Raw genomic sequence first — 26,612 nt, forward strand, 5'->3', positions numbered from 1 at the left:
TCACGGAACTGTCGTATCCGAAGAGGAAACCGCCCATGGCGGCCGCCGCCGCGATGAAGACGACGCGCCCGAGATGTTCGGGATGAGCCGTGGCGGCTCCTGACTGGGGTGCCTGCGCAGTGCTGGTCACGTTCGGACTCCTCGGGGCACCGGCGTCACTGCCGGAGTGGGGGGCGCCTGTCAGGTCCAAGTGGCGCTCAGGTACACGCCGCTCACACCTGAAGGTAAAAACAACGTCCCCGAGACTATGTCTTCAAGTTACGAAGTCAATAGGCAGTCTGCTGTGAGCTTTTAGATACAGCCGTGCCCATTGTGTTCACTTCTTGAAGTCGATGTCAGCGAAGTCGCTGAGAGATGACCTTGGACACACCATCGCCCTGCATGGAGACGCCGTAGAGCGCGTCGGCGACCTCCATGGTCCGCTTCTGGTGCGTGATCACGATGAGCTGCGAGGCTTCCTGCAGCTCCTGCATGATGCGGATCAGCCGCTGGAGGTTGGTGTCGTCGAGGGCCGCCTCGACCTCGTCCATGACGTAGAACGGGCTCGGCCGGGCCTTGAAGATCGACACCAGCATCGCGACCGCCGTGAGCGAGCGCTCGCCGCCCGAGAGCAGCGACAGCCGCTTGACCTTCTTGCCCGGCGGACGCGCCTCGACGTCGACACCGGTGGTGAGCATGTTGTCGGGGTCCGTCAGGATCAGCCGCCCCTCACCACCGGGGAACAGCCGGCTGAAGACGCCCTCGAACTCCCGGGCCGTGTCCCGGTAGGCCTCCGTGAAGACCTGCTCGACCCGCTCGTCGACCTCCTTGACGACCTGGAGCAGATCGGCGCGGGTCTTCTTCAGGTCCTCCAGCTGCTCGCTGAGGAACTTGTGACGCTCCTCCAGCGCGGCGAACTCCTCCAGCGCCAGCGGGTTGACCTTGCCGAGCTGCTGGTACGCCCGCTCGGCCGCCTTGAGCCGCTTCTCCTGCTCGCCCCGGGCGAAGGGCCTGGGCCGGTTGCGCGGGTGCTCCGGGTCCTCCGGCAGCTCCTCGCCCTCGGCGGGCGGCGAGGGCGGCACGAGCTGGTGCGGCCCGTACTCGGACACCAGCCCGGCCGGCTCCACGCCGAGCTCCTCCAGCGCCTTGGTCTCCAACTGCTCGATCCGCATCCGCTTCTCGGCGCCGAGCACCTCGCCGCGGTGGACGGAGTCGGTCAGTTTGTCGAGCTCGCCCTTGAGGTCGCGGCCCGCGCCGCGGGCGGCGGTCAGCTCCTGCTCGCGGCGGGCCTTGGCAGCGTCGGCCGCGGTGCGCTCCTCGTCGGCCCGGGCGACCGAGACCTCGACGTGCGCGAGGAGCTGGCGCGCACCGGACGCGACGGCCTCCGCCACGGCCGCCTCGTGCCTGAGACGCGCCCGCCGCTGCTCGGCACGCGCGCGTGCCTCGCGTTCCGCGCGGGCGGCCCGGTCCAGCGAATCGGCCCGTCCGGCAAGGCCCTTGACCCGTTCCTCGTGCGTACGGACCTGGAGCCGGGCCTCCATCTCGGTCTGGCGCGCGTTGGCGCCGTCGGCGGCGAGCCGGTCCCGCACCGAGGTGTCGGGCTCCTCCTCGACCGGCATCTCCTCGGCGACCTCGAGACGTTCGGCCAGCTCCTCGACGTCCCCGAGCGCCTTGTCGAGCGCCTCCTGCGCCCGCGAGGCGGCCGCGACGGAACGCTCCGCCTCGCCGGCCGCGCCCCGCGCCTGACCCGCGAGCCGTCCGAGCTGCTGGGCCACGGACGACTTCTCCCGGTCGGCGGCCCTGCGCCGCTCCCCGACCTCCTCCACGAGCGCCGCACATTCCTTGCGCCGCTCCCCCGCCGCGTGCTGCGTCCCGGTCAGCTCCTCGCAGCGGACCGCCAGCTCCTCCAGCTCGGCGGCGGCCTCGTCCACGGACGCCTGCACCTCGAGGAGGCTGGGCGCGCCCGCGGAGCCGCCGTGGGCGAAGTGGGCGCCGAGGAGGTCGCCTTCGGAGGTCACGGCGGTGAGGTCGGGGCGGGAGTAGACGAGGTCCTCGGCGTCCTCGAGGGTGCCGACCACGACGATGCCGCGCAGGAGGCGGCGGACCGCCGGCATGAGATCGGAGGGGCCGCGGACGAAATCCGCCGCATGAGGTTGCCGGGGGTCCGCGGGTCCGTCGTGGCTTGTCGCGAAGTCCCCCGCGCCCCCTTGGGGATCGCCTCCCGCCAGCAGCAGGGACGCGCGTCCCCCGTCCTGCTTGCGCAGCAGCCGGATGGCCTCGGCTGCCGCCGAGGGAGACGTGACCGCCAGGGCGTCTGCCGCCGCCCCGAACGCCGCTGCCAGCGGGACCTCGTAGCCCGGTGTCACCGTCAGCAGTTCGGCGGCCGGGCCCAGCAGCCCGGTGAGACGTTCCTTCGCGCCGAGCAGTATGCCCGTCCCGTCCTTGCGGCGCAGGCCGAGCGCCAGGGCCTCGTGCCGGGCCTGGGTGGCGGCGCGCTTGCGCTCCGCCGCCGTGACCGCCTCCCGGGCCGCCGTCAGCGCGGCCTCGGCGTCGGCCAGTTGCCGCTTCGCCGCCTCGTGCTGCTCGCCGAGTTCCGCGTCGCCGGCGTCGAGGCCGTCGACCTCGGCCTTGAGTGCCTCGTACTCCTCCTGGGCGGCGACGGCGCGCTCCTGCGCCTCGTCGCGGGCGGCGGCGAGGCGGTCGATCTCGGCCTGGGCGGAGGCGGCGCGCGAACGGGCCGCGTTGACCTGGCCGTTCAGCCGGGCCAGGCCCTCGCGGCGATCGGCGATGGCGCGGGCGACGTCCTTCAGGCGCCGTTCCTCCTGGGCGAGTTCGCGCTCCAGCTCGGCGCGGTGCGCGACCGTGTCCTCCAGGGCATGCTCGGCCGCCTCCAGGGCCGCCTCGAGTTCGGCCTCCTGCTCCCGGATGCGGGCGGCCTCGCGCTCCATGTCCTCGGGGTCGCGGCCCCGCCGCTCCTCGGGCGGAACCGACGTCGCGCTCTTCACGCGCGCGTCGGCCAGGGAGATCGTGCCGCGCACCCGCTCGGCCAGCTGGGAGAGCTCGTACCAGGTCTGCTGGGCGCGCTGGAGCCGCGGGGTGAGCTGCCGTACCTCGTCCTCCAGCAGCGCCTCGCGCTGGAGCGCCTTCTTCAGGTCCTGCTCGGCGGCTTCCTTGCGCTCCTTGAGCGCCGCCTCGTCCGCGACCTCGGTCATCAGCGCTTCCCGCAGCCGTACGAGATCGTCGGCGAGGAGGCGGAGGCGGGCGTCGCGGAGGTCGGCCTGGATGACGGCGGCCCGGCGCGCGACGGCGGCCTGGCGGCCGAGGGGCTTGAGCTGCCGGCGCAGTTCGTCCGTCAGGTCCTGCACGCGCGCGAGGTTGGCCTGCATGGCGTCGAGCTTGCGGAGCGCCTTCTCCTTGCGCTTGCGGTGCTTGAGGACGCCCGCGGCCTCCTCGATGAAGGCGCGGCGGCCCATGGGGTCGGCGTGCAGCACGGAGTCGAGCTGGCCCTGGCCGACGATGACGTGCATCTCGCGGCCGATGCCGGAGTCGGACAGCAGCTCCTGGATGTCGAGCAGCCGGCAGGTGTCGCCGTTGATCTGGTACTCGCTGCCGCCGTTGCGGAACATGATCCGCGTGATGGTGACTTCGGCGTACTCGATGGGCAGGGCGCCGTCGGAGTTGTCGATGGTGAGGGACACCTCGGCACGGCCCAGCGGAGGGCGGCCGGTGGTGCCGGCGAAGATGACGTCCTCCATCTTGCCGCCGCGCAGCGACTTGGCACCCTGCTCGCCCATGACCCAGCTCAGGGCGTCCACCACATTGGACTTGCCCGAGCCGTTCGGCCCCACCACACACGTGATCCCCGGCTCGAACCGGAGCGTGGTCGCCGAGGCGAACGACTTGAACCCGCGGAGGGTCAGGGCCTTGAGGTGCACGCCGCCGGACTCTACCTTCCGCCGCCATCCCGCACGATGAACCCGGGCCCGGGCCCCCTGGCGGTTTCATGCATGAACATGCAGGGCACACCAGACGTTATAGACGGTGAAAGGATGCGGGGGAAAGAAAGAAGGGACGCCGAAGCGTCCCTTGCAAACTCTGACAACTCAGCGGTTGATACGGGCTTCCCAACCCCTGCAGTCGTGGTTCGATGCAGTGATCAGGTGAGCGCAGGCTCCGCCTGGTGTGCGTCGATGCTCTCCATGATCCTGTCGTGAGAAGCGGCAGCCGAGAGCGCGTCGTTCTCCGCCTGGATCCGTACGAGCTCGGATTCCAGGTCCTGGACGCGCTGCTGGAGCCGTCGCATCTCGGCGAGGAGTCGAGGGTCGGAGCCGCCGACGTAACCGAGAAGCGCCTTTGCCATGATGGATGGTCCTCCACAATGAGTGACCGACCGAAGCGGTGTGGGTCGTGAGGGATTCGCACCCGCGGTGCTTGACACTCTTGAGTTCTTGGTGCCGTTCATCCATGCCAAACAGCTAGGTGCGCGGGGTGCTTTCAGCGTCTCACCAAAAAGTTTGACGGTCAACACGATCACGCCCCGTATTGGCGGGCGACCCGGGGGTGCGCGGCCTGGAAGCGGCGGCGCTCGACTCCTGCGGGGCCCTCAGGGCGTGGCGATCATTCTTGAGTGCGGAGCCTCCCACGGCAAGTGGTTCTTGGCAACCACCAGGCAATATCTGCTCCCGGCGCCCGCGGTCGGCGGGTTCCCACGCCCTGGCCTGGGCCGCTTTACAGAATCGGCTCAGCGGATGGCGAACCCGTCGTAGCCGCCGCGGGGTGTGTCCCAGATCTCGGTGACGCCGTCGACCCTGCCGGGCGTGTCGTCGCCCTGGAGCCAGTCGAGGAGACCCTCGCAGCACTCCCGGGAGCCCTCGGCGACCACCTGGACGCGTCCGTCGCCCAAATTGAGAGCAAAACCACTCAGGCCGCCGAGCTCGAGGGCCTTGGCCCGCGCGAACCAGCGAAAACCCACACCTTGGACGCGTCCCCGCACCCAGGCGACCATCCGCACATCCTCGCTCATGGGTGCAACCTAACCGGCCAATGTCTCTCGGGACACTTCCTCCCCTGGCGCCATGCGGTACCGTCCCCACCCAATGAATCTCATATGAAACTCACTCGTTGGAGTGAGTTGAGGTGAGCTAGGCCACCCGCAAGATCCTTCGGGCGCGGGACGGCCGCAGGACGAGGAAGGCCAGAACATGGGACGCCACCGACGCGCAGACGCCGGCCGCGCCGCCACGGGACGCGCCACGGGGATCACCGGAAGAGACGGCTCGTACGCGAGCAGTTACGACCCTCGGAAGTACTCGTACAGCTATGAACCGCCGGAGGCTCCGGCGGGCCCGGAGACCTACCGGGACGACGAGACCTCCGTCTTGGGGATCGCGCCGTATCTGCGCTCCGACGACTACGCCGTGGCCGAGGCGCGCAGTGCCGCGTACCTCTTCGCGACGGAGGAGGACTTCGCAACGGTCTTCCCCGAGCACGGGATCTCGCGTGGCAAGGGCTCGGGACGGGGCGGGTCGCGCCGCAAGAAGAAGGCCGTGACGCCGGTGCGCTCCGGTCTGCTCGGGGTCTCCGCCGCCGTCGCCATCGGCACGGTCGCGGTCGCCACGGGTGCGATGCCCGGCCTGGACAACTACAAGCTCGGCGGCGGCAGCGGCGGCGACAAGGTGCAGGCCGCGAGCACCCCGACCAACTCCGCGGCCGAACAGGGCGGCTCCTCCGGCAGCGTCCAGGGCCGCGACCAGGGTTCCTCCACGAGCCGCGACTCCGACCGCTCGGCCTCGCCCTCCTCGCCGAGCCCGGTCACCTCCACGGCGGCGCCGACCGAGGCGCCGACGAAGAAGCCGAAGACGACGCCCGGCAGCAAGAAGCCCAGGACGACGCCGCCGAAGAAGGGGCAGAGCAAGCCCCCGAAGCAGAGCGCCGCCCCGGTGGCGGTCTCCGCGGAGGCGGCCGCCGAGGCGGAGGTGCTCAAGCTGGTCAACGACGAGCGGGCCAAGGCCGGCTGCAGCGCCGTGTCCGCCAACAGCACGCTGACGAAGCTGGCGGAGACCTTCAGCGAGGCCATGGCCACGGAGGACTTCTTCGACCACACCGACCCCAGCGGGGCCACCCCGTGGGACCGGGCCTCCCAGCTCGGCATCACCAACCTCGGCGGCGAGAACATAGCCCGGGGCCAGGCCGACGCGGCCGCGGTGATGGATGCCTGGATGAACAGCCCCGGCCACCGGGCGAACATACTGAACTGCGACTTCAAGACCCTCGGCATCGGCGTGCACTTCGGCGCGGGCGGCCCTTGGTGGACGCAGGACTTCGGCTACTGACACAACCCCGGCACGGCCCGCTCCTCCCCCCGTTCCGGTGTCGCGGATCTTCTCCCGGTTCCGGTGTCGCGGACCGGGGTCCAACGGCTCTCCCCCTTCGGTCTCGGCGGGGCGATGATGCAGGTGACCCCGGAAAGAGGTGATCAGCGATGCCTCCACACTGCGATTCCCTCGACGGCCCCGTCGTCACCGCCGCGCGCCTGGCCCTGGAAGGCCGGGGCGTCGATCACGTCCTGCCCTACGTGCCCGAGGAGGGAGAGGCGGAGGTCCGCGAGGCGTTCGGTTGTGCGGCCGAGGCGCGGACGCTGGGTCCCGCGGCACGGGACGTGGCCGACCGCTGGTTCTTCGAGACGGTCGTACGGGTGCACCGCGCCGGAGAAGGCGCTCCCTTCACCGGGCTGAAGCCGGCCGGGCTCGACACCGGACCGGTGATTCCGGCCGCCGAGCGCGCTCTCGGGACCGGCTCCCCGGACGAGCTGACCGGGCTCCTGTGCGAGATCGTCCGCGAGCAGGTGCACGAGCGTCACGGCCACGCCATGGCGCTGCAGAAACACGCCGCGGACGGGGTGCCCGCCGCCCGCGCACATGTGCAGGCCGGACTCGGCCTGCAGGTGTGGGCACACCACCTGCACCGACAGGCGATGGCCGGCGCGCACGAGGCGGCCGGGTAGGCGGCCCGCCTCGCACGTCGCCGGCCGGACGGCCGTACGGGACTCAGGCGGCGCGGCCCAGGAGGAACAGCCGCGCCGTCTCCGTCACCCGGCGGCCCAGGTGCTCGGCGGTCTGGACGTCCGCCTTGTGGACGGCGTCCGGGCCCTCGTCGACGTTGGTCGAGGCGGCGGCACCGGCGAAGACGCCGAGGCGGTTGAGGTCGTGCTCCGAGCCCTCGCTGTTGTTCCAGCCGGGGTGCAGGCCGAGGTTGACCCAGTGCATGCCGTGCTGCCCGGCGAGGATCTGGAAGAACTGCAGGGTGTGCAGCTTGTCGCCGCTCTTGGAACCGGAGTTGGTGAAGCCGGCCGCGAGCTTGTCCTTCCAGTCCTGCCCGAACCAGCGCTTCGAGGACGCCTCGGCGAAGACGTGGAAGGCGCCGGAGGCCGTGCCCATGTAGGTCGGCGAACCGAAGACGATGGCGTCCGAGCCGTCCAGCAGCGCCCACTGCTCGTCGGTGATCTCGTCGACCTTGATCAGGTGCACCTCGGCACCCGCCTCGGCGGCACCGTCACGGACGGCCTCGGCGAGGACGGCGGTGTGGCCGTAGCCGGAGTGGTAGGCGATGGAGACAACAGGGGTGGTCACGATGCGTACTCCTGAGGTGGTTGCGGTGGTAACGAAAGGAAAGCACTAACTTCTAGGTAGTGCAACCTGCCGGTTAGCGCTGCGTTCGAGTACGCTTCAGGCATGGACACCACGCAGGAGCTCAGGGAGGCCGACGACCTCCCGTACAACGTGTTCGCCAAGGCCTGCCCCTCGCGCGGCACGCTGGAGCACGTGACGGGCCGCTGGGGCGGACTCACCCTCTGCGCCCTCCAGGAGGGCACGCTGCGCTTCAACGAGCTGCGCCGGCGCGTCGACGGCGTGAGCGAGAAGATGCTGTCCCAGACCCTGCACGCGCTGGAGCGCGACGGTCTGGTGCTCCGCGAGGCCCAGCCGTCGAACCCGCCCCGCGTGGACTACGAACTGACCCCGCTCGGCCGCGAGGTCGCCGAGCGGCTCCTCGGCCTCGTCCACCTGGTGGAGGGCCGCATGGACGACGTCCTCGCCGCGCGGAAGCGTTACGACGCGACCCGCGGCGCCTTCTGACACTTCGGGCAGAAGTAGCTCGACCGGTTCATCCACGGGCGGCGGCGCATCGGCGTGGCACACCTCTTGCAGGGCAGGCCCTCGCGGCCGTACGCGTCGAGGGACCGGTCGAAGTAGCCCGACTCCCCGTTGACGTTGACGTAGAGGCTGTCGAAGCTGGTGCCGCCGACGGAGAGCGCCGCGTTCATCACGTCCCGTACGTGGCCGAGGAGTTCGGCGGTGCGTGGGCGGGTGAAGCCGGCCGTCGGGCGCTCGTAGTGGACGCGGGCGCGCCAAAGGGCCTCGTCCGCATAGATGTTGCCGACCCCGCTGATCAACGACTGGTCGAGCAGGGCCCGTTTGATCGTGGTGCGCTTGCGGCGCAGCGCCTGGTGGAAGGCCTCGTCGTCGAACAGCGGGTCGAGCGGGTCACGGGCGATGTGCGCGATGACGTCCGGCAGGCCCTCGGGGGTGTTGTCGTGCAACGACAGCCCGCCGAAGGTGCGTTGGTCGACGAACCGGAGCTCGGTGGCCAGGTCGTCCGCGAACCGCACACGGATCCTGAGGTGCTTCTCGTCGGGGGCCGTGGCCGGCTGGACCAGGAGCTGGCCGCTCATGCCGAGGTGCGCGAGGACCGACTGGTGGGTGTCCTCCAGGGGCAGCCACAGGTACTTGCCGCGGCGGCTCGGAACGCCGACGCGATGGCCCTTGAGACGGTGCGCGAAGTCGTCGGGACCGGCGATGTGGCGGCGTACGGCACGCGGGTGCAGCACCTCGGCGTCCGCGACGACACGGTGGGCGACCCACCGCTCCAGGCCGCGCCGCACGACCTCGACCTCGGGCAACTCGGGCATGACGACCCCCGTACCGGACTGTGGATGAGCCGCGCGCCCGCCCCATGAACGGGGCGGGCGCGGTCGACGCTCAGGTTGCGCTGTACGTCAGGCAGAGACGGATGTCGGGCCTTCGTGGCCCTCCTCGGCGGCGGCCTTCTCGGCCGCCTCCTTCTCGGCTCGCTCGTCCGCCGCGGCCCGGATGGACCTCCAGGCGGACTCGGCGGCCTGCTGCTCCGCCTCCTTCTTGCTGCGGCCGGTGCCGGTGCCGTACGAGACGCCTCCGACGCGGGCGGCAGCAGTGAAGGTCTTCTCGTGGTCGGGCCCCGTCTCCGTGACCAGGTACTCGGGCACGCCGAGCCCTTCGGTCGCGGTGAGCTCCTGGAGACTGGTCTTCCAGTCCAGGCCGGCTCCGAGGTTCGAGGACTTCTCGATCAGCGGGTCGAACAGGCGATGTACCAGTTCGGAGGCCGCATCGAGGCCCTGGTCGAGATAGACCGCGCCGATCACCGCTTCCAGGGTGTCGGCGAGGATGGACGCCTTGTCCCGGCCGCCTGTGCCCTCTTCACCACGGCCGAGCCGGATGAAGGCGCCCAGGTCGAGCCCGCGGCCGACCTCCGCCAGTGCGCGCGAGTTGACCACCGCGGCCCGCAGCTTGGCCAGTTGGCCCTCGGGCAGGTCCGGGTGGGTGGTGTACAGCGTGTCCGTGACGACCAGGCCGAGCACGGAGTCCCCGAGGAACTCCAGCCGCTCGTTGGTCGGCAGACCGCCGTTCTCGTACGCGTACGAACGGTGAGTCAGCGCACGCACCAGAAGGGCGGACTCGAGCTTGTAGCCGAGCCGCCCTTCCAGAAGCGTGTGGGACGAGGCCGTGTTGTCCGCTTTCTTCTTGGCGGGTGGGTCCGCCTTGGCGTCATCCGCCTTCTTGGCAGTGGACACGGTGCCTCTCACCAGCCGCTCAGACCTCGAGGACCTGGCGCTTGTTGTAGGTGCCGCAAGACGGGCACGCGATGTGCTGCTGCTTGGGCTCGTGGCAGCGCTCGCACGCAACCAGGGTGGGGACCGCAGCCTTCCACTGCGACCGGCGGTGGCGCGTGTTGCTGCGCGACATCTTCCGCTTCGGAACAGCCACGGCTACTTCTCCTGCTTCTCGTCGACGCCCGCTTCCGCGTCAGCGCCGCTCATCTCGTCCTTCTCGCCGTCTTCGAGTGAACCGGCGAGTCCCTGCAGTGCCGCCCAACGGATGTCGACGGCGTCGTGGTGGTGGTCCGGGTCGTCCGTCAGCCGCGCCCCGCACTCGGAGCACAGACCCAGGCAGTCTTCCCGGCACACCGGCTGCATCGGCAGTGCGAGCACCACCGCATCACGCAGCACTGGCTCGAGGTCGAACATGCCGTCCTCGAGAAAGAGCCTGTCCTCGTCGTCCTCGGCGTCGTCGTCGGGCTCCGCTTTGACACGGCCCCGCTCATCGGCGTCAGGGTACGAGAACATCTCCTGGAATTCCGCTTCGACGTCGAGCTGAAGCGGCTCCAGACACCTTACGCACTCCCCCTCGGCCTGTGCACGGGCGGTGCCTGTGACAAGCACCCCTTCCATGACCGACTCGAGCCGGAGTTCGAGCTCCACCGGGGCGCCTTCCGGCACTCCGATGACGTCCTGCAGACCGAGGTCCTTGGGAGCGTCCACCGTGCGGGACAACCTCTGCAGCGCACCAGGACGCCGGCCCAGCTCGTGAGTGTCGAACACGAGGGGGTTGCGGTGGTCGAGGCGAGCGTTGGGAGTCATTCCTGCTTTCGATCTGAGCTCAGAGGGACGCCGCCCTCGGTGTTCCTGGGCAGCGTTGATCGCGGACGTACACGCGACCGAAGAGCCAGGATACCGGTCCTTTCGCTCACGGCCCAATCGCGGGTCCCTTACTGGCCGCGACCCTGTTCGTACGCCCTCAGCTGCTCGGGCGTGATCATGCCGGTGTCGAAGAGGCTGGTCTCGTCGAGAGCGTACGACTGCTGCTGGTGCCCCTGCTGCTGGCCCTGGTGCTGCTGCTGCGCCTGGTTCGGGTCGTAGGCCGCCTGCTGGGCGTCGTAGCCCTGGTAGGAAGCGTCTCCCGCCGGAGCGTAGCCGGAGGTGGTGGCGTACGGATCGGCCTGCTGGTAGCCGTAGGCGTCCTGCTGGCCGTAGCCCTGCTGCTGGTAGGCGCCGGCGTAGGGGTCGGGCTGCTGCTGGTAGCCGTAGGCCGGCTGCGGCTGGGCGTAGTCCTGCTGCTGGGCGGCCTGGTGCTCGGCCGCGGCGGCCGCCGCTGTGGCGGTGTCCTGCTCGGCGAGGGCCGCGAGGTCGGCCAGGTAGTCGGCGTCGCTGGAATGCTGGAAGGACGTGGCGTCGTCGGCGAGGGCGCCGAGGTCGTCGCTGGCGATCCGGCCGTGCAGCTTCTGCCGGCCGCGGCCGACGGCCTCCAGCGTCTTGGCGAGGACCGCCTCGAAGGCGCCGAGCTTGACGTCCACATAGGCGTCCGCGTCCTTGCGCAGGGTCTCCGGGTCGTGGCTGCGCTCGGGGGCGTCCTCGTCCTCGTAGCCCTGCTCGTCGAGGCCCGGGCCGGTGCCGAGGAGCTTCTCGCGGCCGCGGCCGACGGAGCCGAGGGTCTTGGTGAGGACGACCTCGAAGTTGGCGAGCTTGGAGTCGACGTAGTCGTCGGCCTCGGCGCGGATCTCCTCGGCTTCCTGGCGGGCCTCGCCGAGGATCCGCTCGGCCTCGTTCTGCGAGCGGCGGGCGACCTCGGTGTCGGAGATCAGCGAGCCGCGCTCGGCGTGCGCGGTCTGGATGATCCGGTCGGCCTCCTGACGGGCCTGCTCGACCATCTGCTCACGGTCGCCGATCAGCTCCTGGGCCTGCGCGAGGGAGCCGGGCAGCGCCGCACGGACCTCTTCGAGCTGGGCGAGCAGCTCCGCGCGGTTGACCACGCACGACGCCGACATGGGCATCGACCGGGCGCTGGAGACCGCCGCGACGATCTCGTCGAGCTTCTTCTGCACGTCCACCGTGTGCTCGCCACTCTCTACCGATGTGTTGGAGACGGACGGGACGACTGTAGCCCCATCAGTCCGTGAGCCCCATCAGTCCATGCGCAGACGCTCGTTGAGCGCCTCGAGGACCACCGGCGGGACCAGGTGGGACACGTCTCCGCCCCAGGTGGCGACCTCCTTGACGAGCGAGGAGGACAGGAAGCTGTAGGTGGGGTTGGTCGGCACGAACAGCGTCTCCACGCCCGAGAGGCCGTTGTTCATCTGGGCCATCTGGAGTTCGTAGTCGAAGTCGCTGACCGCGCGCAGGCCCTTGACGATGGCGGGGATGTCGCGCTGCTTGCAGTAGTCGACGAGGAGGCCGTGGAAGGCCTCGATCTTCACGTTGCCGTACTCGGCGGTGACCTGGCGGATCAGCTCGATCCGCTCGTCGATCTCGAACAGGCCCTTCTTGGCCTTGTTGATCATGACCGCGACATAGACCTCGTCGTACAGACGGGAGGCGCGGGAAATGATGTCGAGGTGTCCGTTGGTGATCGGGTCGAACGACCCGGGGCATACGGCGCGGCGCACTTGTGATCCCTCGCTCTCCGGTCCGGTCATCGTGCGTCTTCGCACGTAGAGGCGGCGCGACCGTACCAAAACGTTCCCTCGCCGTAACGACGGGCCCGGATCGCCTCGAAGCCGTCAGGCCATCCGAACTCGCCGCCTCGGGTGCTGCGCTCCACGGTGACGAGGGCTTCCTCCGCGAGCCAGCCCTCCGAGCGGAGTGTGAGCAGGATCTCGCGAAGATCGTGGTCCGTGACACGGTACGGCGGGTCCAGGAAGACGATGTCGTACGGGTCCGCCGGCGCCGGGGACTGGATGATCTGCTCCGCTTTGCCCGATCTCACCTCGGCGCCGGGGAGTCCGAGGCTCCTGACGTTCTCGCGGATCGTGCGGGCCGCTCTCGCGTCCGCCTCGACGAGGAGGGTGTGGCCCGCGCCCCGGGAGAGGGCTTCAAGTCCTACGGCACCCGATCCCGCGTAGAGGTCGAGGACCCGTTCGCCGTCGAGAGGACCGCCCAGAAGGGCCTGCCAGGTGGAGAAGAGACCTTCGCGGGCGCGGTCGGAGGTGGGGCGGGTGCCATTGCCTGGCGGCACCAGAAGGCGTCGTCCGCCGGCTGCACCGGCGATCACGCGGGTCATCTGCGGTCCTTGGTCGTGGGCGGCTTCAGGTTCATTGTGGCTGGTCGCACAGTTCTCATGGTCCGCTCCTCCTCAGCCCTTCTCCAAGTACTGCTCCCTTTCCTCGTCCACCAGGGCGTCCAGGGCCGTGCGCAGGCCGGGCAGGCTCGTCAGCTCGGGGTCCGCGGCCACGAGCTGCGCCGCCTCCGCTCTCGCCTCGGCGATGACCTCCTCGTCCTCGATGACCGCGAGGACCCGGAGGCTGGAGCGGGCGCCGGACTGGGCCTGCCCGAGGACGTCGCCCTCCCGGCGCTGTTCGAGGTCGATGCGGGACAGCTCGAAGCCGTCGAGGGTGGCGGCGACCGCGTTCAGCCGCTGGCGGGCCGCGCTGGCCTCCGGCATCTCGGTGACCAGGAGGCACAGACCGGGTGCCGAACCGCGGCCGACGCGGCCGCGCAGCTGGTGCAGCTGGGAGACACCGAAGCGGTCGGCGTCCATGATGACCATCGCCGTGGCGTTCGGGACGTTGACGCCGACCTCGATGACCGTCGTCGCGACCAGTACGTCGGTCTCGCCGGCCGCGAAGCGGCGCATGACGGCGTCCTTGTCGTCGGGGTGCATACGGCCGTGCAGCACCTCGACGCGCAGGCCCTCGAGGGGGCCCTTCGCGAGCTGTGCGGCCACGTCGACGACGGCGAGCGGCGGCCGCTTCTCCGCCTCGTCCTCGGGGGACGCCTTCTTGCCGGACTTCTTCGGGTCGGCCGGTTCATCGATGTCGTCCCCGATCCGGGGGCAGACGACGTACGCCTGGTGGCCGTTGCCGACCTCCTCGCGCACGCGTTCCCAGGCGCGGGCCAGGAAGTGCGGTTTGTCGGCGGCCGGTACGACGTGCGAGGCGATGGGCGAGCGGCCCGCGGGGAGCTGGTCCAGGACGGAGGTCTCCAGGTCGCCGAAGACGGTCATGGCGACCGTGCGCGGGATCGGGGTGGCCGTCATGACGAGCAGGTGGGGCGGCTGCTTGCCCTTGCCGCGCAGGGCGTCGCGCTGCTCGACGCCGAAGCGGTGCTGCTCGTCGACCACGACCAGCCCGAGGTCGTGGAACTGCACCTTGTCCTCGATCAGCGCGTGCGTGCCGATCACGATGCCGGCCTCACCGGTGGCCAGGTCCAGCATCGCCTGCCGGCGCGCGGCGGTCCCCATCGAACCGGTCAGCACCACCACCTTGGTCGCATGCTCGGCCCCACCGAGCATCCCTCCTTCGGCCAGCTCCCCCATCATCTCGACGACGGACCGGTGATGCTGCTGGGCGAGCACTTCGGTGGGCGCGAGCATGGCGGCCTGCCCACCGGCGTCGACCACGGCGAGCATGGCGCGGAGCGCCACCATCGTCTTTCCCGATCCCACTTCGCCCTGCAGCAGCCGGTGCATCGGGTGTTCCGTGGCCAGGTCGTCGAAGATCTCTTCGGAGACCTTCTGCTGGCCGTCGGTGAGGGTGAAGGGGAGGCGGTCGTCGAAGGCCGTGAGGAGGCCGGACGGCTTGGGTCTGCGGGCCACCGCCGGGAGTTGGGCGTCGGCGTGGCGGCGGCGGGCGAGGGCGACCTGGAGGACGAAGGCCTCGTCCCACTTGAGGCGGGAGCGGGCGTCCTCGATGTCCGCCTTGGTGTGGGGGCGGTGGATCTTGAGCAGCGCCTCCGGGAGGGTGACCAGGCCGCGGCCCTCGCGAAGGGCGGGCGGGAGCGGGTCGACGGCGTCCTGCGCGCCGGGCAGGACCGTCTGGAGGGCCTTGCCGATCTTCCAGGACTCCAGCTTGGCGGTGGCGGGATAGATGGGGATCAGGGCGCCGGCCCAGGTCTCCACCGTCTCGTCGCCGTCGCCGCGCAGCAACTCGTAGGCCGGATGGGCCAGTTGGAGACGGCGGTTGAAGACGGAGACCTTGCCCGAGAACATCGCACGGGTGCCCGGCAGGAGCTCCTTGTGGGGCTTGTGAACGCCGTTGCCGAAGAAGACCAGTTGGAGGCGGCCGCTGCCGTCGGTGATGGTGACCTCCAGCCGCTGGCCCTTGCCGCGGGGGGCCTTGGCCGAGGCGAAGGTGTGCAGGCGGGCGTCGGCGACCATCGCGACCACCGTGACGTGCTCGTCCATCGGGAGGTCGGCGAGGTGGGTGAGCTGGCCGCGCTCCTCGTATCTGCGCGGGTAGTGGTGCAGGAGGTCGCCGACGGTGTGCAGGCCGAGGTGCTCGGCCATCACCTTCGCGGTGGCGGGGCCGAGCACCGACTTCAGCGGCTGTTGCAGTGGTTCTTGCAGTGCGGGCACGAGATCCATTGCACACCACGTCACTGACAATCCCGTATACGTCCCGGGAAACCCCTGGTCAGGCGGCTGGTTCCAGCCGTAGGATGGCGCGCTCCGGCCATGCCGCGGTCACCGCCCCACCAGGACCGCCCGACCCCGCGCCGTGCTCTCTCCTCCCACCGGCGCTGCGACGATGGACTCTCAGACCTCACAGTCATCCCAGCCGTCCCAGTCACCTCATACGTTCCAGGTCGACCTGCGTGGTCTGGTGGACCTGCTCTCCCATCACCTCTACTCCAGTCCCAAGGTCTATCTGCGCGAGCTGCTGCAGAACGCCGTCGACGCCATCACCGCCCGGCGGGCGGAGCAGCCCGGCGCGCCGGCGCGGGTGCGGCTGTACGCCGAGGCGGGCACCCTGCGCGTCAAGGACACCGGGGTGGGGCTCACCGAGGCGGACGTGCACGACCTGCTGGCCACCATCGGGCGCAGCTCCAAGCGGGCCGACCCGATCGCCGACGGGCTCCAGGAGGTCCGCTCCGACTTCCTAGGGCAGTTCGGCATCGGCCTGCTGGCCTGCTTCGTGGTCGCCCGGCGGATCCGGGTGGTCAGCCGCAGCGCCCGTACGCCGGACGCGGCGCCGGTGGAGTGGACGGCGAGCGACGACGGTTCGTACACCGTGCGGACGCTGCCGGACGAGGCCCGGCCCGAACCGGGCACCACCGTGCACCTGGTGGCGCGGGCGGGGGCCGGCGAGTGGCTCACGCCCGGCCGAGTGCTCACGCTGGCACGGGACTTCGGGTCGCTGCTGCCGTACGACGTCCGGGTCGGCGACGAGGCGGTCACGGATCTGCCCGCGCCCTGGGACCGTCCGTACCCCTCCCCCGCCGCCCGCCGGGTGGCCCTGGCGCGGCACTGTCACGACCTGTTCGGCTTCACGCCGCTGGACACGATCGGGCTGGACGTGCCGCTGGCCGGGATCCGCGGGGTGGCGTACGTGCTGCCGTCGGCGGTCAGCCCGGCCCAGCGGGCAACGCACCGTGTCCACCTCAAGGGCATGCTGCTGACCGAGCGGGCCGAACAGCTGCTGCCGGACTGGGCGTTCTTCGTGCGGTGCGTGCTGGACACGGACAGTCTGCGGCCGACGGCCTCGCGCGAGGCGCTGTACGAGGACGAGACGCTGGCCGCCGTACGGGAGGCGCTGGGCGAGAAGATCCGGTCCTGGCTGACGGGACTCGCGGCGGGTGATCCGGAGCGGCTGTCGGCCTTCCTGTCGGTGCACCACCTGGGCGTGAAGTCCCTGGCGCGGCACGACGGGGAGATGCTGCGCACGATGCTGCCGTGGCTGCCCTTCGAGACGACCGACGGGCGGCTGTCCCTGGAGGAGTTCGCGCAGCGGCACCCGGTGGTGCACTTCACGCGGACCGTGGAGGAGTACCGGCAGGTCGCGCCGATCGCGTCGGCGCAGGGCGTCGGGGTGATCAACGGCGGCTACACCTACGACAGCGAGCTGGTCGAGGCGCTGCCGTCGGTGCGGCCGGGGACAGTGGTCGCCGAGCTGGACGCGGACACCGTGACGGCGCATCTGGACTCGGTGGACGCGGCCGAGGAACTGGCGCTGTCGGAGTTCCTGGCGGCGGCTCGGGCCACGCTGGACGCTGTGGGATGTGACATAGTACTGCGCGCCTTCCACCCCCTCTCGGTCCCCGCCCTCCACCTCGACGACCGGGCCACCCGCCACGAGCAGGCCCGCGCCGAGGCCGAGGAGCAGGCCGGCGACCTGTGGGCCGGGATCCTGGGCTCGCTGCGGGGCAGCGCCCCCCGCGCGCGTCTGGTGCTCAACCATCTCAACCCGCTGGTCCGCAGGATCAGTTCGCTGCGCGATACGGAACTGATCGGCACCGCCACGGAGTCCTTGTACGGGCAGGCACTGCTGATGGCGCAGCGGCCGCTCAGGCCGGCGGACACCGCGCTGCTGAACCGGTCCTTCATCGGCCTGCTGGAATGGGCGACCCACGGTGAATCCGATACGACGGGCGACTCCACGGGGGGCGGTCTCTGATGAGCGGAATCTCGGACTTCGACTCCCTGCGCCGGGAGATGGCGGAGAACGCCGAGCGTCCGGAGGGCCCGGCGCGCAACGCGCACGCGGAGCAACTGCTCGCCGAGGCCGAGAAGCTGGGCATCCCGCTCGCCGTGATCGAGGCGCTCGGGCACCAGCTGAAGGTCTACAACTACAGCTCCGAGAAGGACAAGATGTTCGTCCCCTTCGCGCGCCTGCTGCGCATGTGGGACGAGCGGCCCGAGGACTTCGACGAGTACGAGGTGCACTCGCTGCACTGGGTCTTCAAGTGGATGTCGTCCGGCATGCTCGACCAGCCGCACGTGCCGCTCGCCTCGATCGAGAAGTGGCTCGGCGAGATGGAGCACCGCTACCGGCTCGCGGGGCACTCCGAACGAGCCGTGCGCGGCGCCGAGTTCAGTGTCGCCGCGCATCTCGGTGACATCCCGCGCGCGGAGCGGGCGTACGCCGCGTGGCTGGCCGCCGACCGCGACAGCATGGCCGACTGCCAGGCCTGCGAGCTGCACGAGCAGGGCTGGTGGCAGGTGCAGCGGGGGCACGACGCGGAGGCGCTGGAGCTCTGGGCTCCCGTCCTTGAGGGGCGGTACACCTGCGCCCACGAGCCGCACGCGGTCCTCGCGTCCTCGCTGGTGCCGCTGCTGCGGCTGGGCCGCACTGACGAGGCACGCGCGCACCATCTGCGGGGCTTCCGGCTGGTGCGGGGCATGGAGAGCATGCGGGGCGCGTACGCGGACCACGTGGAGTTCTGCGCGCTGACCGGCAACGAGGCGCGCGGCCTGGAGCTGCTGGCGGAGCGGCCCGCGTACTTCACGGACTCCGGGCAGCCGCGCAGCCGGCTGGACTTCCTCAGTGTGGTCACGCTCCTCATGGAGCGCCTGGATGCGGTGGGGCTGGGCGAGCGGCAGGTGCCCGGACCGGCGGGCCGCACGTGGACGGCGCGCGAACTCGCCGCGCACGCGCGTGCGGAGACCCTCGCCCTGGCCGCGCGTTTCGACGAGCGCAACTTCACCTCCGGCGTCAGTGAGCGTGCACGCGCGCGTATGGCGCAGCCCCCGCTGGTGGAGCGGCTCCCGCTCGGGGTCCGCACGGCACGCCAGGTGTCCGCGCCCGCCGCGCCGGCGCCGGCTCCCGTGACCGCGGAGGCGCCGGACCTGCCCGCCCTGCTGGCGGAGGCGCGCCGCATGTCGGACACCCTGCGGCCGAACGCGATGGACGCCTGGGCGGCGGTCTCGCGTGCCGCGGCGGACGTCGACCTGGACGCCCGCGACCGCGCGGAGATCGCCGACCACGAGGCGATGGACCGGGGCCCCGAGGGCGCCGCGCTCTTCGAGCGGGCCGCCGAGCTGTACGCGGAGGCGGGCGACCCCGGGGAGGCGCTGGCGGCACGCACGCGTGCGGCGTACGTACGCGCGCTGGAGGGCCGGGTGGACGAGGCGCTCGCGGCGGTCGAGGAGCCGTACGACCAGGTGCTGGCGCTGTACGCCGAGGACGCGACGGGCGTGCGGCAGACGGCGTCCGTGCTGATGGGGCGGGCGCGGATCGTGATGCGGCGGGTGCTGGACGCCGACGGGACGGCCGGCGAGGCTGTTCTCGCCGCGGCCGAGGCGGCCGTGCGCGAACTGCTCGCGCTGGTCGGCGGGTACACCGGGGACGATGTGCGGATCGCCTCGCGGGGCGCCGAGGCGCAGGCCATGCTCGCGGAGCTGGCGGTGCGGCGCGGGGACCTGGAGACGGCCGTGGAGCTGTTCGGGCGGGCGACGGCCGCCTTCGTCGAGGCCGGGCTGCCGTGGTTCGCGGTGGAGTACGAGGCGCGGCTCGCGGGGCTGGCGCACCACCTGGGCGACATCTCCGGGGCGGAGCGTGCGCTGCGGGCGGCCCTGGAGCACGGCGGAGCGCATCTGGAGGCCGTCGGGCGGGCCCAGTTGCACCTCCAGCTCGGTGAGGTGCTCGGCGGGCGCGGTCTGTCCGTGGAGGCCGCCGAGCACGCGCTGGAGGCGGCGCACTGGGCCGACGAGGCGGGCGAGAGCCGGACGCTGGGCGCCTGGGCTCGGCAGCAGCTGGGCGGTTTCCTGTTGCGGCAGGGCCGCTTCGCCGAGGCGGCGGAGGTGCTGGAGTCGGCGCTGCCCGACCTGAGCGCCGAGACGCACGGCGACGGCGCGGTCGTCCAGACGCAGTGGTGGCTCGGCGACTGCCTGAGTGAGCTCGGGGAGCACCGCGCGGCGGCCGAACGGCGGCTGCAGGCCGCCGAGATCGCCCGGCACTGGCCCGAGCAGCACGACCACGCGACGCTCGCACACCTCGCCGCCGAGTCCCTCGGGGCGGCCGGACAGTCCGCCGACGCCGACCGCGCCTACGCGCGCGCGGGCGAGCTGTGGCGCTCGCTCGGCAACGTGCACGGTCTGGTCCGCTCGCTGCGCGCACGCGCGTGGCTCGCGCTGCGCACCGAGGAGGGGGCGGGCGCGGCACGGGAGTCGATGACGGAGGCGGTCCGGGAGTGCGAGGCGGCGCTCGGCGCCGCCGGGACCGACGAGGAGGCGCGGCAGCGGCTCGTCGCCGAACTCGGGCACACCCACCGCCAGTTCGGCGACCTGCTCGCCCGTTCCGCCGCCGAGGACGCCGACGACGACTCGATCCGGGCCGCGCTCGAGGACGCGCTGGCCCAGGTCACCGAGGCGGTCGCGGTGTTCGCCTCCCTCGGGGACGACGCCCTGGACAGCCGTACCGGCGCGGAACTCGCCGCGGGCTGGCTGGAGGCCGACCTCGGCCGCCCCGCCCGCGCGACGGCACACGCGCGTGCGGTCCTCGCGGCCTACGACGGCGCGGGCGACGAGGACGAGACGGCGCAGGAACGACGGTCGGAAGCCGAGCAGATGCTCCAGGTGGTGGAGGAGCAGGGGGCGGGCTGACGCGGGGGCAGGGCGTCGGAGGTGGTGCTACTCCACGCCGATCAGGAGCAGCGCCCCCTGCCGGCCGCCCCGGTAGACCACCGTGTCCACGGCGAGGTACGACTCACGCACGCGTGCCTCCAGGCGGTCGGCCACGGAGTCGGGGGCGTCGTCGCCGAGGACGAGGGTGACGAGCTCGCCTCCGGCCTGGAGCATGCGGTCGAGGACGGCCTCGGCGATGGCGATGACGTCGGATCCGATCACGGCCACGTCGTCCTCGACGAGGCCGAGGACGTCGCCGGCCTGGCAGATGCCCGCCATGGTCCAGGACTCGCGCTCGGCGACGGCCACCTCGGCGTACCGCGTCGCGCCCGCCGCCGAGGTCATCGACACGACGTCCTCGTCGAAGCGGCGCTCCGGCTCGTGCACGGCGAGCGCCGCGATCCCCTGGACCGCGGACCGGGTCGGGATGAGGGCCACGCGGATGCCCTCGGCGCGGGCCTGCTCGGCCGCCGCGGCCGCGGTGTGCCGCAGGTCGGCGTCGTTGGGCAGCAGCACGACCTCGAGCGCGTGGGCCCGCCGTACGGCGTCGACGAGCTCGCCGCTGGCGGGCGCCTCCCCCGGGCGCGCGAGTACGGTCGTCGCACCGGCCTCGGCGTACAGCCCGGCCAGGCCCTCGCCCGGCACGACCGCGACCACGGCGCGCTGGACCCGCTCCCGCGGCGGCCGTTCGCCCCCGCGCGTGTGGACGTCGCCGAGCGCGAAGTGGGTGATCCGGATCCGGTACGGCCGCCCGGCCTCGACGCCCGCCTCCACGGCGGCGCCCGCGTCGTCCACGTGCACGTGCACGTTCCACAGCCCGTCGCCGCCGACCACGACCAGCGAGTCCCCGAGGGCGTCGAGGCGGGTCCGCAGCCGCGCCACGGACGCGTCGTCCGCCTCCAGCAGGTAGATCACCTCGAACGCGGGGCCCCCGTCCTCCGGGGAGGCGGCGCAGTCCTCGTCGCCGAGGCCCTGGGCCGCGGCCTCGGCGCCCACCGTGCCGGCCGGCCCGGGCAACGCGACCGCCGAGCCCGCGAACGGTCTTGGCGCCTCCCCGGTGAACGTCTCCACCAGCGCGGCGAGCACCGCCACCAGCCCCCGCCCGCCCGCGTCGACCACCCCGGCGCGCGCCAGCACGGCGAGCTGCCCCGGGGTCGCGGCCAGCGCGGCGTGCGCTCCCTCGTAGGCCGCCCGCGCCACCGCCGCGCAGTCGCCCTCGGCTCCGCCGGCGGCCTCGGCCGCGGCGTCGGCGGCGGCCGAGGCGACCGACAGGACCGTTCCCTCCACGGGGTGCGCGACGGCCTGGCGGGCGGAGTCGGCCGCCTGCCGCAGAGCGAGCCGGAGGCCGGGGCCGTCGGTGTGAGGCGTCTCACCGCCGGCGGTGAGCACCTGCGCCATGCCGCGCAGCAGCTGCGCGAGGATCGTCCCGGAGTTCCCCTGGGCGCCTATCAGCGCGCCGTGCGCCATCGCGCCCGCCGCGTCGGCCAGCGTCGGCTTCCCGGAGGTGCCGGCATCCACCTCGTGAGCGGCGAAGACGGCCTCCACCGCGGCGACGGCGGACTCCACGGTCAGATAGAGGTTGGTGCCCGTGTCCCCGTCTGCCACGGGGTAGACGTTGATCGCGTCGATCTCCTCACGCGCGCGTCCCAGCGCCTGCAGCGCGAGACCGCACCAGGAGCGCACCGCGAGAGCATCGAAGAATGTCTGCGGCACCTGCGCCACCTGCGCCTCCTTGAGCTGTGAATGGGACGCAGCGTAGACCCCGGGGCGGTCTCCGCCGGAAGTGGGCCGGGCGCGGAGCCCTGATCAGCCATGGTAGTTTCGTTGTACTGGCGCAGTCGTTGTATGCTGCTCCGGTTGCCCGACACCGATCGGGCCTCTACACCTGGCACCGCCACTCAGATCTCTGATCCTGCGATCTCGATCCCGGCATGCCGGGACCCAACCGTAAGTGCATCTGAAGTCTTTGGAGTGACCCGTGGCTGCCAACTGCGACGTCTGCGGCAAGGGGCCGGGCTTCGGCAACAACATCTCGCACTCGCACCGCCGTACGCCCCGTCGCTGGAACCCGAACATCCAGCGCGTACGTACCGTGGTGGGCGGGACGCCGAAGCGCGTGAACGCTTGCACCTCGTGCATCAAGGCCGGCAAGGTCTCGCGCTGACGCCCACAGCTGAGCGCGCGGCCACTGCTGGTTCGCTGCACTGAGCCGGTCCACCCTCGGGTGGGCCGGCTTTTTGCCGTACCCCTGAGCCGCCCCCGCACCCACGCGGGCCCGCTTCTTCACGTGGCTGAGGGAGTATCCCTTCGCGGCCCCCTGCCGAGGGCCCAGCCGTGGTGCACGGGCCCGATCCCGCCGCCGAGCGCGAAGCCGGCCGCGATCGCCCCGGTGACGTACTCCTTGGCCGCCGCCACCGCCTCCGGCACGGACTGCCCCTTCGCGAGCTGCGACGCGATCGCGGACGCGAGGGTGCAGCCCGTGCCGTGCGTGTGCCGGTTGTCGTGGCGCGGCGCGCGCAGCCAGTGCTCCTCGGAGCCGTCGGTGAGCAGGTCCACCGCGTCACCGGCGAGATGACCGCCCTTGACGAGCACCCACTGCGGTCCGTACGACAGGACGGCCGCCGCGGCCTCGCGCAGATCCGCCTCCGACTCGACCCGGACACCGGCGAGTTGGGCGACCTCGTCGAGGTTCGGCGTCGCGACGGTCGCGACCGGCAGCAGCTTCGTCCGTACGGAGTCCAGCGCGGAGGCCGCCAGCAGCGGATCCCCGTGCTTGGAGACGCCCACCGGGTCGACGACCGCCGCAGCGTCCGTCCCGGCGATCAACTCGGCCACGGCCTCGACCAGTTCGGCCGAGGAGAGCATCCCGGTCTTGACCGCCTGGACGCCGATGTCGTCGACGACGCTGCGGTACTGCGCCCGCACCGCCTCCACCGGAAGCTCCCAGGCCCCCTGCACGCCGAGCGAGTTCTGCGCGGTGACCGCCGTCACGACGCTCATGCCGTGCACGCCGAGCGCGAGCATCGTCTTCAAGTCGGCCTGGATTCCGGCCCCTCCGCCGGAATCGGAGCCCGCCACGGTCAGCACCCGGGGCGGCGCGCTCATGACTCGATGTCCCCGCCGAAGTGGTCCCAGCCGCCCTTGCTGGTCCACGGCGCCCCGTCCACCGTCACCTGGGGCAGCGCCGAGGGGTTGAGCACCTCGCCGATCACCTTCCAGCGTGCGGGCAGTTTCACGTCCGGCGGGAAGGTCGCCACGATCGCGTGGTCCTCTCCCCCGGTCAGCACCCACTGCATGGGGTCGACGCCGACGGCCTGCCCGATGTCGTTCATCTGCGAGGGGATGTCGATCGCGCCGGAGCGGATGTCGATCCGCACCTTGCTGGCCTCGGCGATGTGCCCGAGGTCGGCGATCAGGCCGTCGCTGACGTCGCACATCGCCGTCGCGCCGAGCCCCGCGGCGGCCGGACCCGCGTGGTACGGCGGCTCGGGGCGCCGGTGCGCCTCCACGAAGGCGCGCGGCGAGCGGAAGCCGCGGGAGAGCACCGCGTATCCGGCGGCGGACCATCCGAGCCAGCCGGTGACGGCGACGCGGTCGCCGGGCTGGGCGCCGCCCCGGGTGATCGGCTCCTGGTTGCGCAGATCGCCGAGCGCGGTGATCGACACCATGATCGTGTCGCCCCGTACGACATCGCCGCCGACCACCGAGGCGCCCGCGACCTGGCACTCGTCGCGCAGCCCGTCCATCAGCTCGCTCGGCCAGGTGACCGGGAGTTCGGCCGGGACGACCAGGCCGAGCAGCAGCGCGGTCGGCACGGCGCCCATCGCGGCGATGTCCGCGAGGTTCTGCGCGGCCGCCTTGCGGCCGACGTCGTAGGCGGTGGACCAGTCGCGGCGGAAGTGCCGCCCCTCCAGGAGGATGTCGGTGCTGGCCACGACCCTCCGGTCGGGCGCGGCGACCACCGCGGCGTCGTCGCCGGGGCCGACCCGGACCGCGGGGGTGGTGGTGAGACGGGAGGTGAGCTCCCTGATGAGCCCGAACTCCCCGAGCTCACCAACAGTGCCCTTCATTGCGCTTGCTCCCCTTCTGTCCCGTGCAGTTCCCGGTCGCGCGTCATCAGTGTCCTCGATACCGTCGAGGTGTCCGTCAACTTCTGTCGTACCTGTGCCCCGCCGCGTGGACCCTGGCCCGCGCAGGTCTCCCCGTGGCGTGCGGCGACGCGATACCGTGGCGTTCCTTTTCCCCACATGATCCTCGTGGCCGCCCTGGAGGTTCCGTGGTACAGGCGTACATCCTGATCCAGACGGAGGTCGGCAAGGCGTCGACCGTCGCCGAGACGATCAGCAAGATCCCTGGAGTCATCCAGGCCGAGGACGTGACAGGACCCTATGACGTGATCGTGCGGGCCCAGGCGGACACCGTGGACGACCTCGGCCGCATGGTGGTCGCCAAAGTCCAGCAGGTGGACGGGATCACCCGCACCCTGACCTGCCCGGTCGTCCATCTGTAGCCCCCGTCTACCCTTGGCCGGTGAACTCCATCCGTCACCGGCGCCGAACCGTTCTCGGGCTGCCCGTTCTCGCCGCCGCACTGATCACGGCAACGGGCTGCTCCTCAGCAGACGACAGCGCCCGGGCCGCGGTTCCAGGCCCGGGTGCGAAGGTCACCAAGCTGTGCCAGAACCTGGACAAGGTGCTGCCGTCCAAGGCCGGCGGCCAGGATCGCCGGGATCCCGAACCCGCCTCCGCGCTGACCGCGGGCTGGGGCGACCCGGCGATCATACTGCGCTGCGGTGTCCAGCGGCCCGCCGAGATGTCGAACCCGGAAGCCGACGGAGTCGAGGTCGACGGGGTCGGCTGGCTGCTGCAGAAACAGCAGGACGGCTCGTTCCGCTTCACCACCACGCTGCGCACCGCGTACGTGGAGGTGACCATCCCCAAGGGCCGTACGGGAGACGGCATGGCACCGCTGGTCGACCTGGCGCCCGCAGTGAAGAAGGCCATCCCCGAGGGGATCGCCTCCTGACAGAGTCCTTCGGTCAGCGCAGGCCCGTGGACCTGCGCAGCGCCGCCTCGAGCAGCTTTTCCACCAGCTCGGGGTAGCTGATCCCGCTCGCCTGCCACATCTGCGGGTACATCGAGATCGGGGTCATGCCGGGCATCGTGTTGATCTCGTTGATCACGAACTCGCCGTCCTCGGTGAGGAAGAAGTCCGCGCGCACCAGGCCCTCGCAGGACGCTGCCTCGAAGGCCGCCACCGCGAGCCGCTGCACCTCGGCGGTCTCCTCGGGCGCCAGCGGCGCCGGCACGATGCCGGGGGTCGAGTCGATGTACTTCGCCTCGAAGTCGTAGTACGCGTGCGCGTCCGGCGGCGGGATCTCCGAGGGCACGCTCGCCCGCGGGCCGTCCTCGAACTCCAGCACCCCGCACTCGATCTCGCGGCCGCGCAGCGCCGCCTCCACGAGGATCTTCGGGTCGTGCCGTTGGGCCTCCGCGATCGCGTCGCCGAGACCGGAGAGGTCGTCGACCTTGGTGATGCCGATCGACGAGCCCGCGCGCGCGGGCTTCACGAAGAGCGGCCAGCCGTGCTCACCCGCGAAGTCGACGATCTTCTTGCGGGCCGCCGCCTCGTCGAGCTCCCACTCGCGCGGCCGGATCACCACGTACGGGCCGACCTTGAGCCCGAAGGAGGTGAACACCCGCTTCATGTACTCCTTGTCCTGGCCGACGGCCGAGGCGAGCACGCCCGAACCCACGTACGGGACGCCGGAGAGCTCCAGCAGTCCCTGAAGGGTGCCGTCCTCGCCGTAGGGGCCGTGCAGGACGGGGAAGACGACGTCGACCTCACCGAGCGCCTTGGGCACCGATCCGGGTTCGCTGTAGACGACTTCGCGGTTTCCGGGGTCGACGGGGAGCACCACACCGCCCTCGTCGGACTCGGCCAGCTCCTCGACGTCGGGGGTACGGCGGTCGGTGATCGCCATGCGTTCCGGCTCGTCGGCGGTGAGGGCCCAGCGGCCGTCCTTGGTGATGCCGATCGGCAGGACGTCGTACTTGGTCCGGTCGACGGCGCGCAGCACGGCGCCGGCGGTGACCACGGAGATCCCGTGTTCGGAGCTGCGCCCGCCGAACACGACGGCCACGCGCGGCTTGCGAGGCGGCTGCTCAGGGCTCTGGGGGAGGTTCTCGGTGCTCATATCGCGTTGAGAGT

Annotated in this window: 24 protein-coding genes; 8 read left to right on the plus strand and 16 right to left on the minus strand. The window is 71.6% G+C overall.

Annotated elements, in window-relative coordinates:
- Window positions 1-335: 335 nt before the first annotated feature.
- The 3 genes from smc to ACIBN2_RS41005 all read right to left on the minus strand — a co-directional run bounded on the left by smc (window position 336) and on the right by ACIBN2_RS41005 (window position 5,002).
- Window positions 336-3,914 carry a chromosome segregation protein SMC gene (gene smc / locus ACIBN2_RS40995; RefSeq protein ID WP_399142524.1) on the minus strand — a complete coding sequence of 1,193 codons (3,579 nt, stop codon included), beginning with the start codon at window positions 3,912-3,914 and terminating at the stop codon, window positions 336-338.
- Between the two features lie 221 nt (window positions 3,915-4,135).
- Window positions 4,136-4,339 (minus strand): hypothetical protein, encoded by a 204-nt coding sequence (locus ACIBN2_RS41000; RefSeq protein WP_388796615.1) that lies wholly within the window; start codon window positions 4,337-4,339, stop codon window positions 4,136-4,138.
- A gap of 381 nt (window positions 4,340-4,720) precedes the next feature.
- Entirely contained in the window at window positions 4,721-5,002 is a 282-nt protein-coding gene (locus ACIBN2_RS41005) for an acylphosphatase (protein WP_399142526.1), read from the minus strand.
- 178 nt (window positions 5,003-5,180) lie between these two features.
- On the opposite strand from ACIBN2_RS41005, the gene ACIBN2_RS41010 reads away from it, so the two are divergent.
- Both ACIBN2_RS41010 and ACIBN2_RS41015 read left to right on the plus strand, forming a co-directional pair.
- Window positions 5,181-6,311, plus strand: a complete 1,131-nt coding sequence (locus tag ACIBN2_RS41010; protein WP_399142528.1) for a CAP domain-containing protein — start codon at window positions 5,181-5,183, stop codon at window positions 6,309-6,311.
- Between the two features lie 149 nt (window positions 6,312-6,460).
- A complete protein-coding gene (locus ACIBN2_RS41015; RefSeq protein WP_399142529.1) occupies window positions 6,461-6,982 on the plus strand; it encodes a DUF6448 family protein in 522 nt (173 codons plus the stop codon).
- Between the two features lie 43 nt (window positions 6,983-7,025).
- Here the strand turns inward: ACIBN2_RS41015 and ACIBN2_RS41020 are convergent, their stop codons facing one another.
- Window positions 7,026-7,607 carry a flavodoxin family protein gene (locus tag ACIBN2_RS41020; RefSeq protein ID WP_399142531.1) on the minus strand — a complete coding sequence of 194 codons (582 nt, stop codon included), beginning with the start codon at window positions 7,605-7,607 and terminating at the stop codon, window positions 7,026-7,028.
- Window positions 7,608-7,709: 102 nt separating this feature from the next.
- Here ACIBN2_RS41020 and ACIBN2_RS41025 point away from each other — a divergent pair, with 102 nt between their 5' ends.
- On the plus strand, window positions 7,710-8,111 hold the full coding sequence (locus tag ACIBN2_RS41025; RefSeq protein WP_399142533.1) for a winged helix-turn-helix transcriptional regulator: 402 nt from the start codon (window positions 7,710-7,712) through the stop codon (window positions 8,109-8,111).
- Here ACIBN2_RS41025 and mutM read toward each other — a convergent pair.
- From mutM to recG, 8 genes are all read right to left on the minus strand, one after another.
- Window positions 8,084-8,944: a bifunctional DNA-formamidopyrimidine glycosylase/DNA-(apurinic or apyrimidinic site) lyase gene (gene mutM / locus ACIBN2_RS41030; protein WP_399142534.1), complete on the minus strand. Its 861-nt coding sequence runs from the start codon at window positions 8,942-8,944 to the stop codon at window positions 8,084-8,086. The two genes, ACIBN2_RS41025 and mutM, sit on opposite strands and share 28 nt — an antisense overlap.
- An 87-nt stretch (window positions 8,945-9,031) precedes the next feature.
- Window positions 9,032-9,874, minus strand: coding sequence for a ribonuclease III (rnc, locus tag ACIBN2_RS41035; RefSeq protein WP_399142536.1), 843 nt, complete (start codon window positions 9,872-9,874; stop codon window positions 9,032-9,034).
- Window positions 9,875-9,881: 7 nt separating this feature from the next.
- Window positions 9,882-10,055 carry a 50S ribosomal protein L32 gene (rpmF, locus tag ACIBN2_RS41040; protein ID WP_003951102.1) on the minus strand — a complete coding sequence of 58 codons (174 nt, stop codon included), beginning with the start codon at window positions 10,053-10,055 and terminating at the stop codon, window positions 9,882-9,884.
- A gap of 2 nt (window positions 10,056-10,057) precedes the next feature.
- Complete coding sequence (locus tag ACIBN2_RS41045) at window positions 10,058-10,708, minus strand: YceD family protein (RefSeq protein ID WP_399142538.1); 651 nt, start codon at window positions 10,706-10,708, stop codon at window positions 10,058-10,060.
- A 128-nt stretch (window positions 10,709-10,836) separates the two neighbouring features.
- Complete coding sequence (locus ACIBN2_RS41050; protein ID WP_399142539.1) at window positions 10,837-11,955, minus strand: DivIVA domain-containing protein; 1,119 nt, start codon at window positions 11,953-11,955, stop codon at window positions 10,837-10,839.
- A gap of 75 nt (window positions 11,956-12,030) precedes the next feature.
- Window positions 12,031-12,510, minus strand: a complete 480-nt coding sequence (coaD, locus tag ACIBN2_RS41055; protein WP_399142540.1) for a pantetheine-phosphate adenylyltransferase — start codon at window positions 12,508-12,510, stop codon at window positions 12,031-12,033.
- A 26-nt stretch (window positions 12,511-12,536) separates the two neighbouring features.
- Entirely contained in the window at window positions 12,537-13,124 is a 588-nt protein-coding gene (gene rsmD / locus ACIBN2_RS41060) for a 16S rRNA (guanine(966)-N(2))-methyltransferase RsmD (protein WP_399142542.1), read from the minus strand.
- A 72-nt stretch (window positions 13,125-13,196) separates the two neighbouring features.
- On the minus strand, window positions 13,197-15,425 hold the full coding sequence (gene recG, locus ACIBN2_RS41065) for an ATP-dependent DNA helicase RecG (protein WP_399142544.1): 2,229 nt from the start codon (window positions 15,423-15,425) through the stop codon (window positions 13,197-13,199).
- Window positions 15,426-15,588: 163 nt separating this feature from the next.
- Here recG and ACIBN2_RS41070 point away from each other — a divergent pair, with 163 nt between their 5' ends.
- Together ACIBN2_RS41070 and ACIBN2_RS41075 are read left to right on the plus strand one after the other, a co-directional pair.
- Window positions 15,589-17,454: an HSP90 family protein gene (locus tag ACIBN2_RS41070; RefSeq protein ID WP_399142546.1), complete on the plus strand. Its 1,866-nt coding sequence runs from the start codon at window positions 15,589-15,591 to the stop codon at window positions 17,452-17,454.
- Window positions 17,454-20,381, plus strand: a complete 2,928-nt coding sequence (locus ACIBN2_RS41075; protein ID WP_399142548.1) for a tetratricopeptide repeat protein — start codon at window positions 17,454-17,456, stop codon at window positions 20,379-20,381. Before ACIBN2_RS41070 ends, ACIBN2_RS41075 begins: the two co-directional genes overlap by 1 nt.
- A gap of 27 nt (window positions 20,382-20,408) precedes the next feature.
- Here ACIBN2_RS41075 and ACIBN2_RS41080 read toward each other — a convergent pair whose 3' ends face one another.
- On the minus strand, window positions 20,409-22,124 hold the full coding sequence (locus ACIBN2_RS41080; protein ID WP_399142549.1) for a DAK2 domain-containing protein: 1,716 nt from the start codon (window positions 22,122-22,124) through the stop codon (window positions 20,409-20,411).
- Window positions 22,125-22,380: 256 nt separating this feature from the next.
- On the opposite strand from ACIBN2_RS41080, the gene rpmB reads away from it, so the two are divergent.
- The gene (gene rpmB / locus ACIBN2_RS41085) at window positions 22,381-22,566 is read left to right on the plus strand and encodes a 50S ribosomal protein L28 (protein ID WP_004924906.1); all 186 of its coding nucleotides are present in this window, start codon (window positions 22,381-22,383) and stop codon (window positions 22,564-22,566) included.
- A 119-nt stretch (window positions 22,567-22,685) separates the two neighbouring features.
- On the opposite strand, the gene thiD is transcribed toward rpmB, so the two are convergent.
- Both thiD and ACIBN2_RS41095 read right to left on the minus strand, forming a co-directional pair.
- The gene (gene thiD / locus ACIBN2_RS41090; RefSeq protein ID WP_399142551.1) at window positions 22,686-23,507 is read right to left on the minus strand and encodes a bifunctional hydroxymethylpyrimidine kinase/phosphomethylpyrimidine kinase; all 822 of its coding nucleotides are present in this window, start codon (window positions 23,505-23,507) and stop codon (window positions 22,686-22,688) included.
- Window positions 23,504-24,472, minus strand: a complete 969-nt coding sequence (locus tag ACIBN2_RS41095; RefSeq protein WP_393866714.1) for a thiamine-phosphate kinase — start codon at window positions 24,470-24,472, stop codon at window positions 23,504-23,506. The genes thiD and ACIBN2_RS41095 overlap by 4 nt, the downstream gene beginning before the upstream one ends.
- A 206-nt stretch (window positions 24,473-24,678) precedes the next feature.
- On the opposite strand from ACIBN2_RS41095, the gene ACIBN2_RS41100 reads away from it, so the two are divergent.
- Both ACIBN2_RS41100 and ACIBN2_RS41105 read left to right on the plus strand, forming a co-directional pair.
- Window positions 24,679-24,912 carry an Lrp/AsnC family transcriptional regulator gene (locus tag ACIBN2_RS41100; protein ID WP_003997603.1) on the plus strand — a complete coding sequence of 78 codons (234 nt, stop codon included), beginning with the start codon at window positions 24,679-24,681 and terminating at the stop codon, window positions 24,910-24,912.
- Between the two features lie 20 nt (window positions 24,913-24,932).
- A complete protein-coding gene (locus ACIBN2_RS41105) occupies window positions 24,933-25,427 on the plus strand; it encodes a DUF3515 domain-containing protein (RefSeq protein ID WP_399142553.1) in 495 nt (164 codons plus the stop codon).
- A gap of 13 nt (window positions 25,428-25,440) precedes the next feature.
- On the opposite strand, the gene ACIBN2_RS41110 is transcribed toward ACIBN2_RS41105, so the two are convergent.
- Window positions 25,441-26,598: a D-alanine--D-alanine ligase family protein gene (locus tag ACIBN2_RS41110; RefSeq protein ID WP_399142554.1), complete on the minus strand. Its 1,158-nt coding sequence runs from the start codon at window positions 26,596-26,598 to the stop codon at window positions 25,441-25,443.
- Window positions 26,599-26,612: the final 14 nt, after the last annotated feature.

The organism is Streptomyces sp. NPDC050534, from assembly GCF_044457745.1.
Taxonomy (GTDB): domain Bacteria; phylum Actinomycetota; class Actinomycetes; order Streptomycetales; family Streptomycetaceae; genus Streptomyces.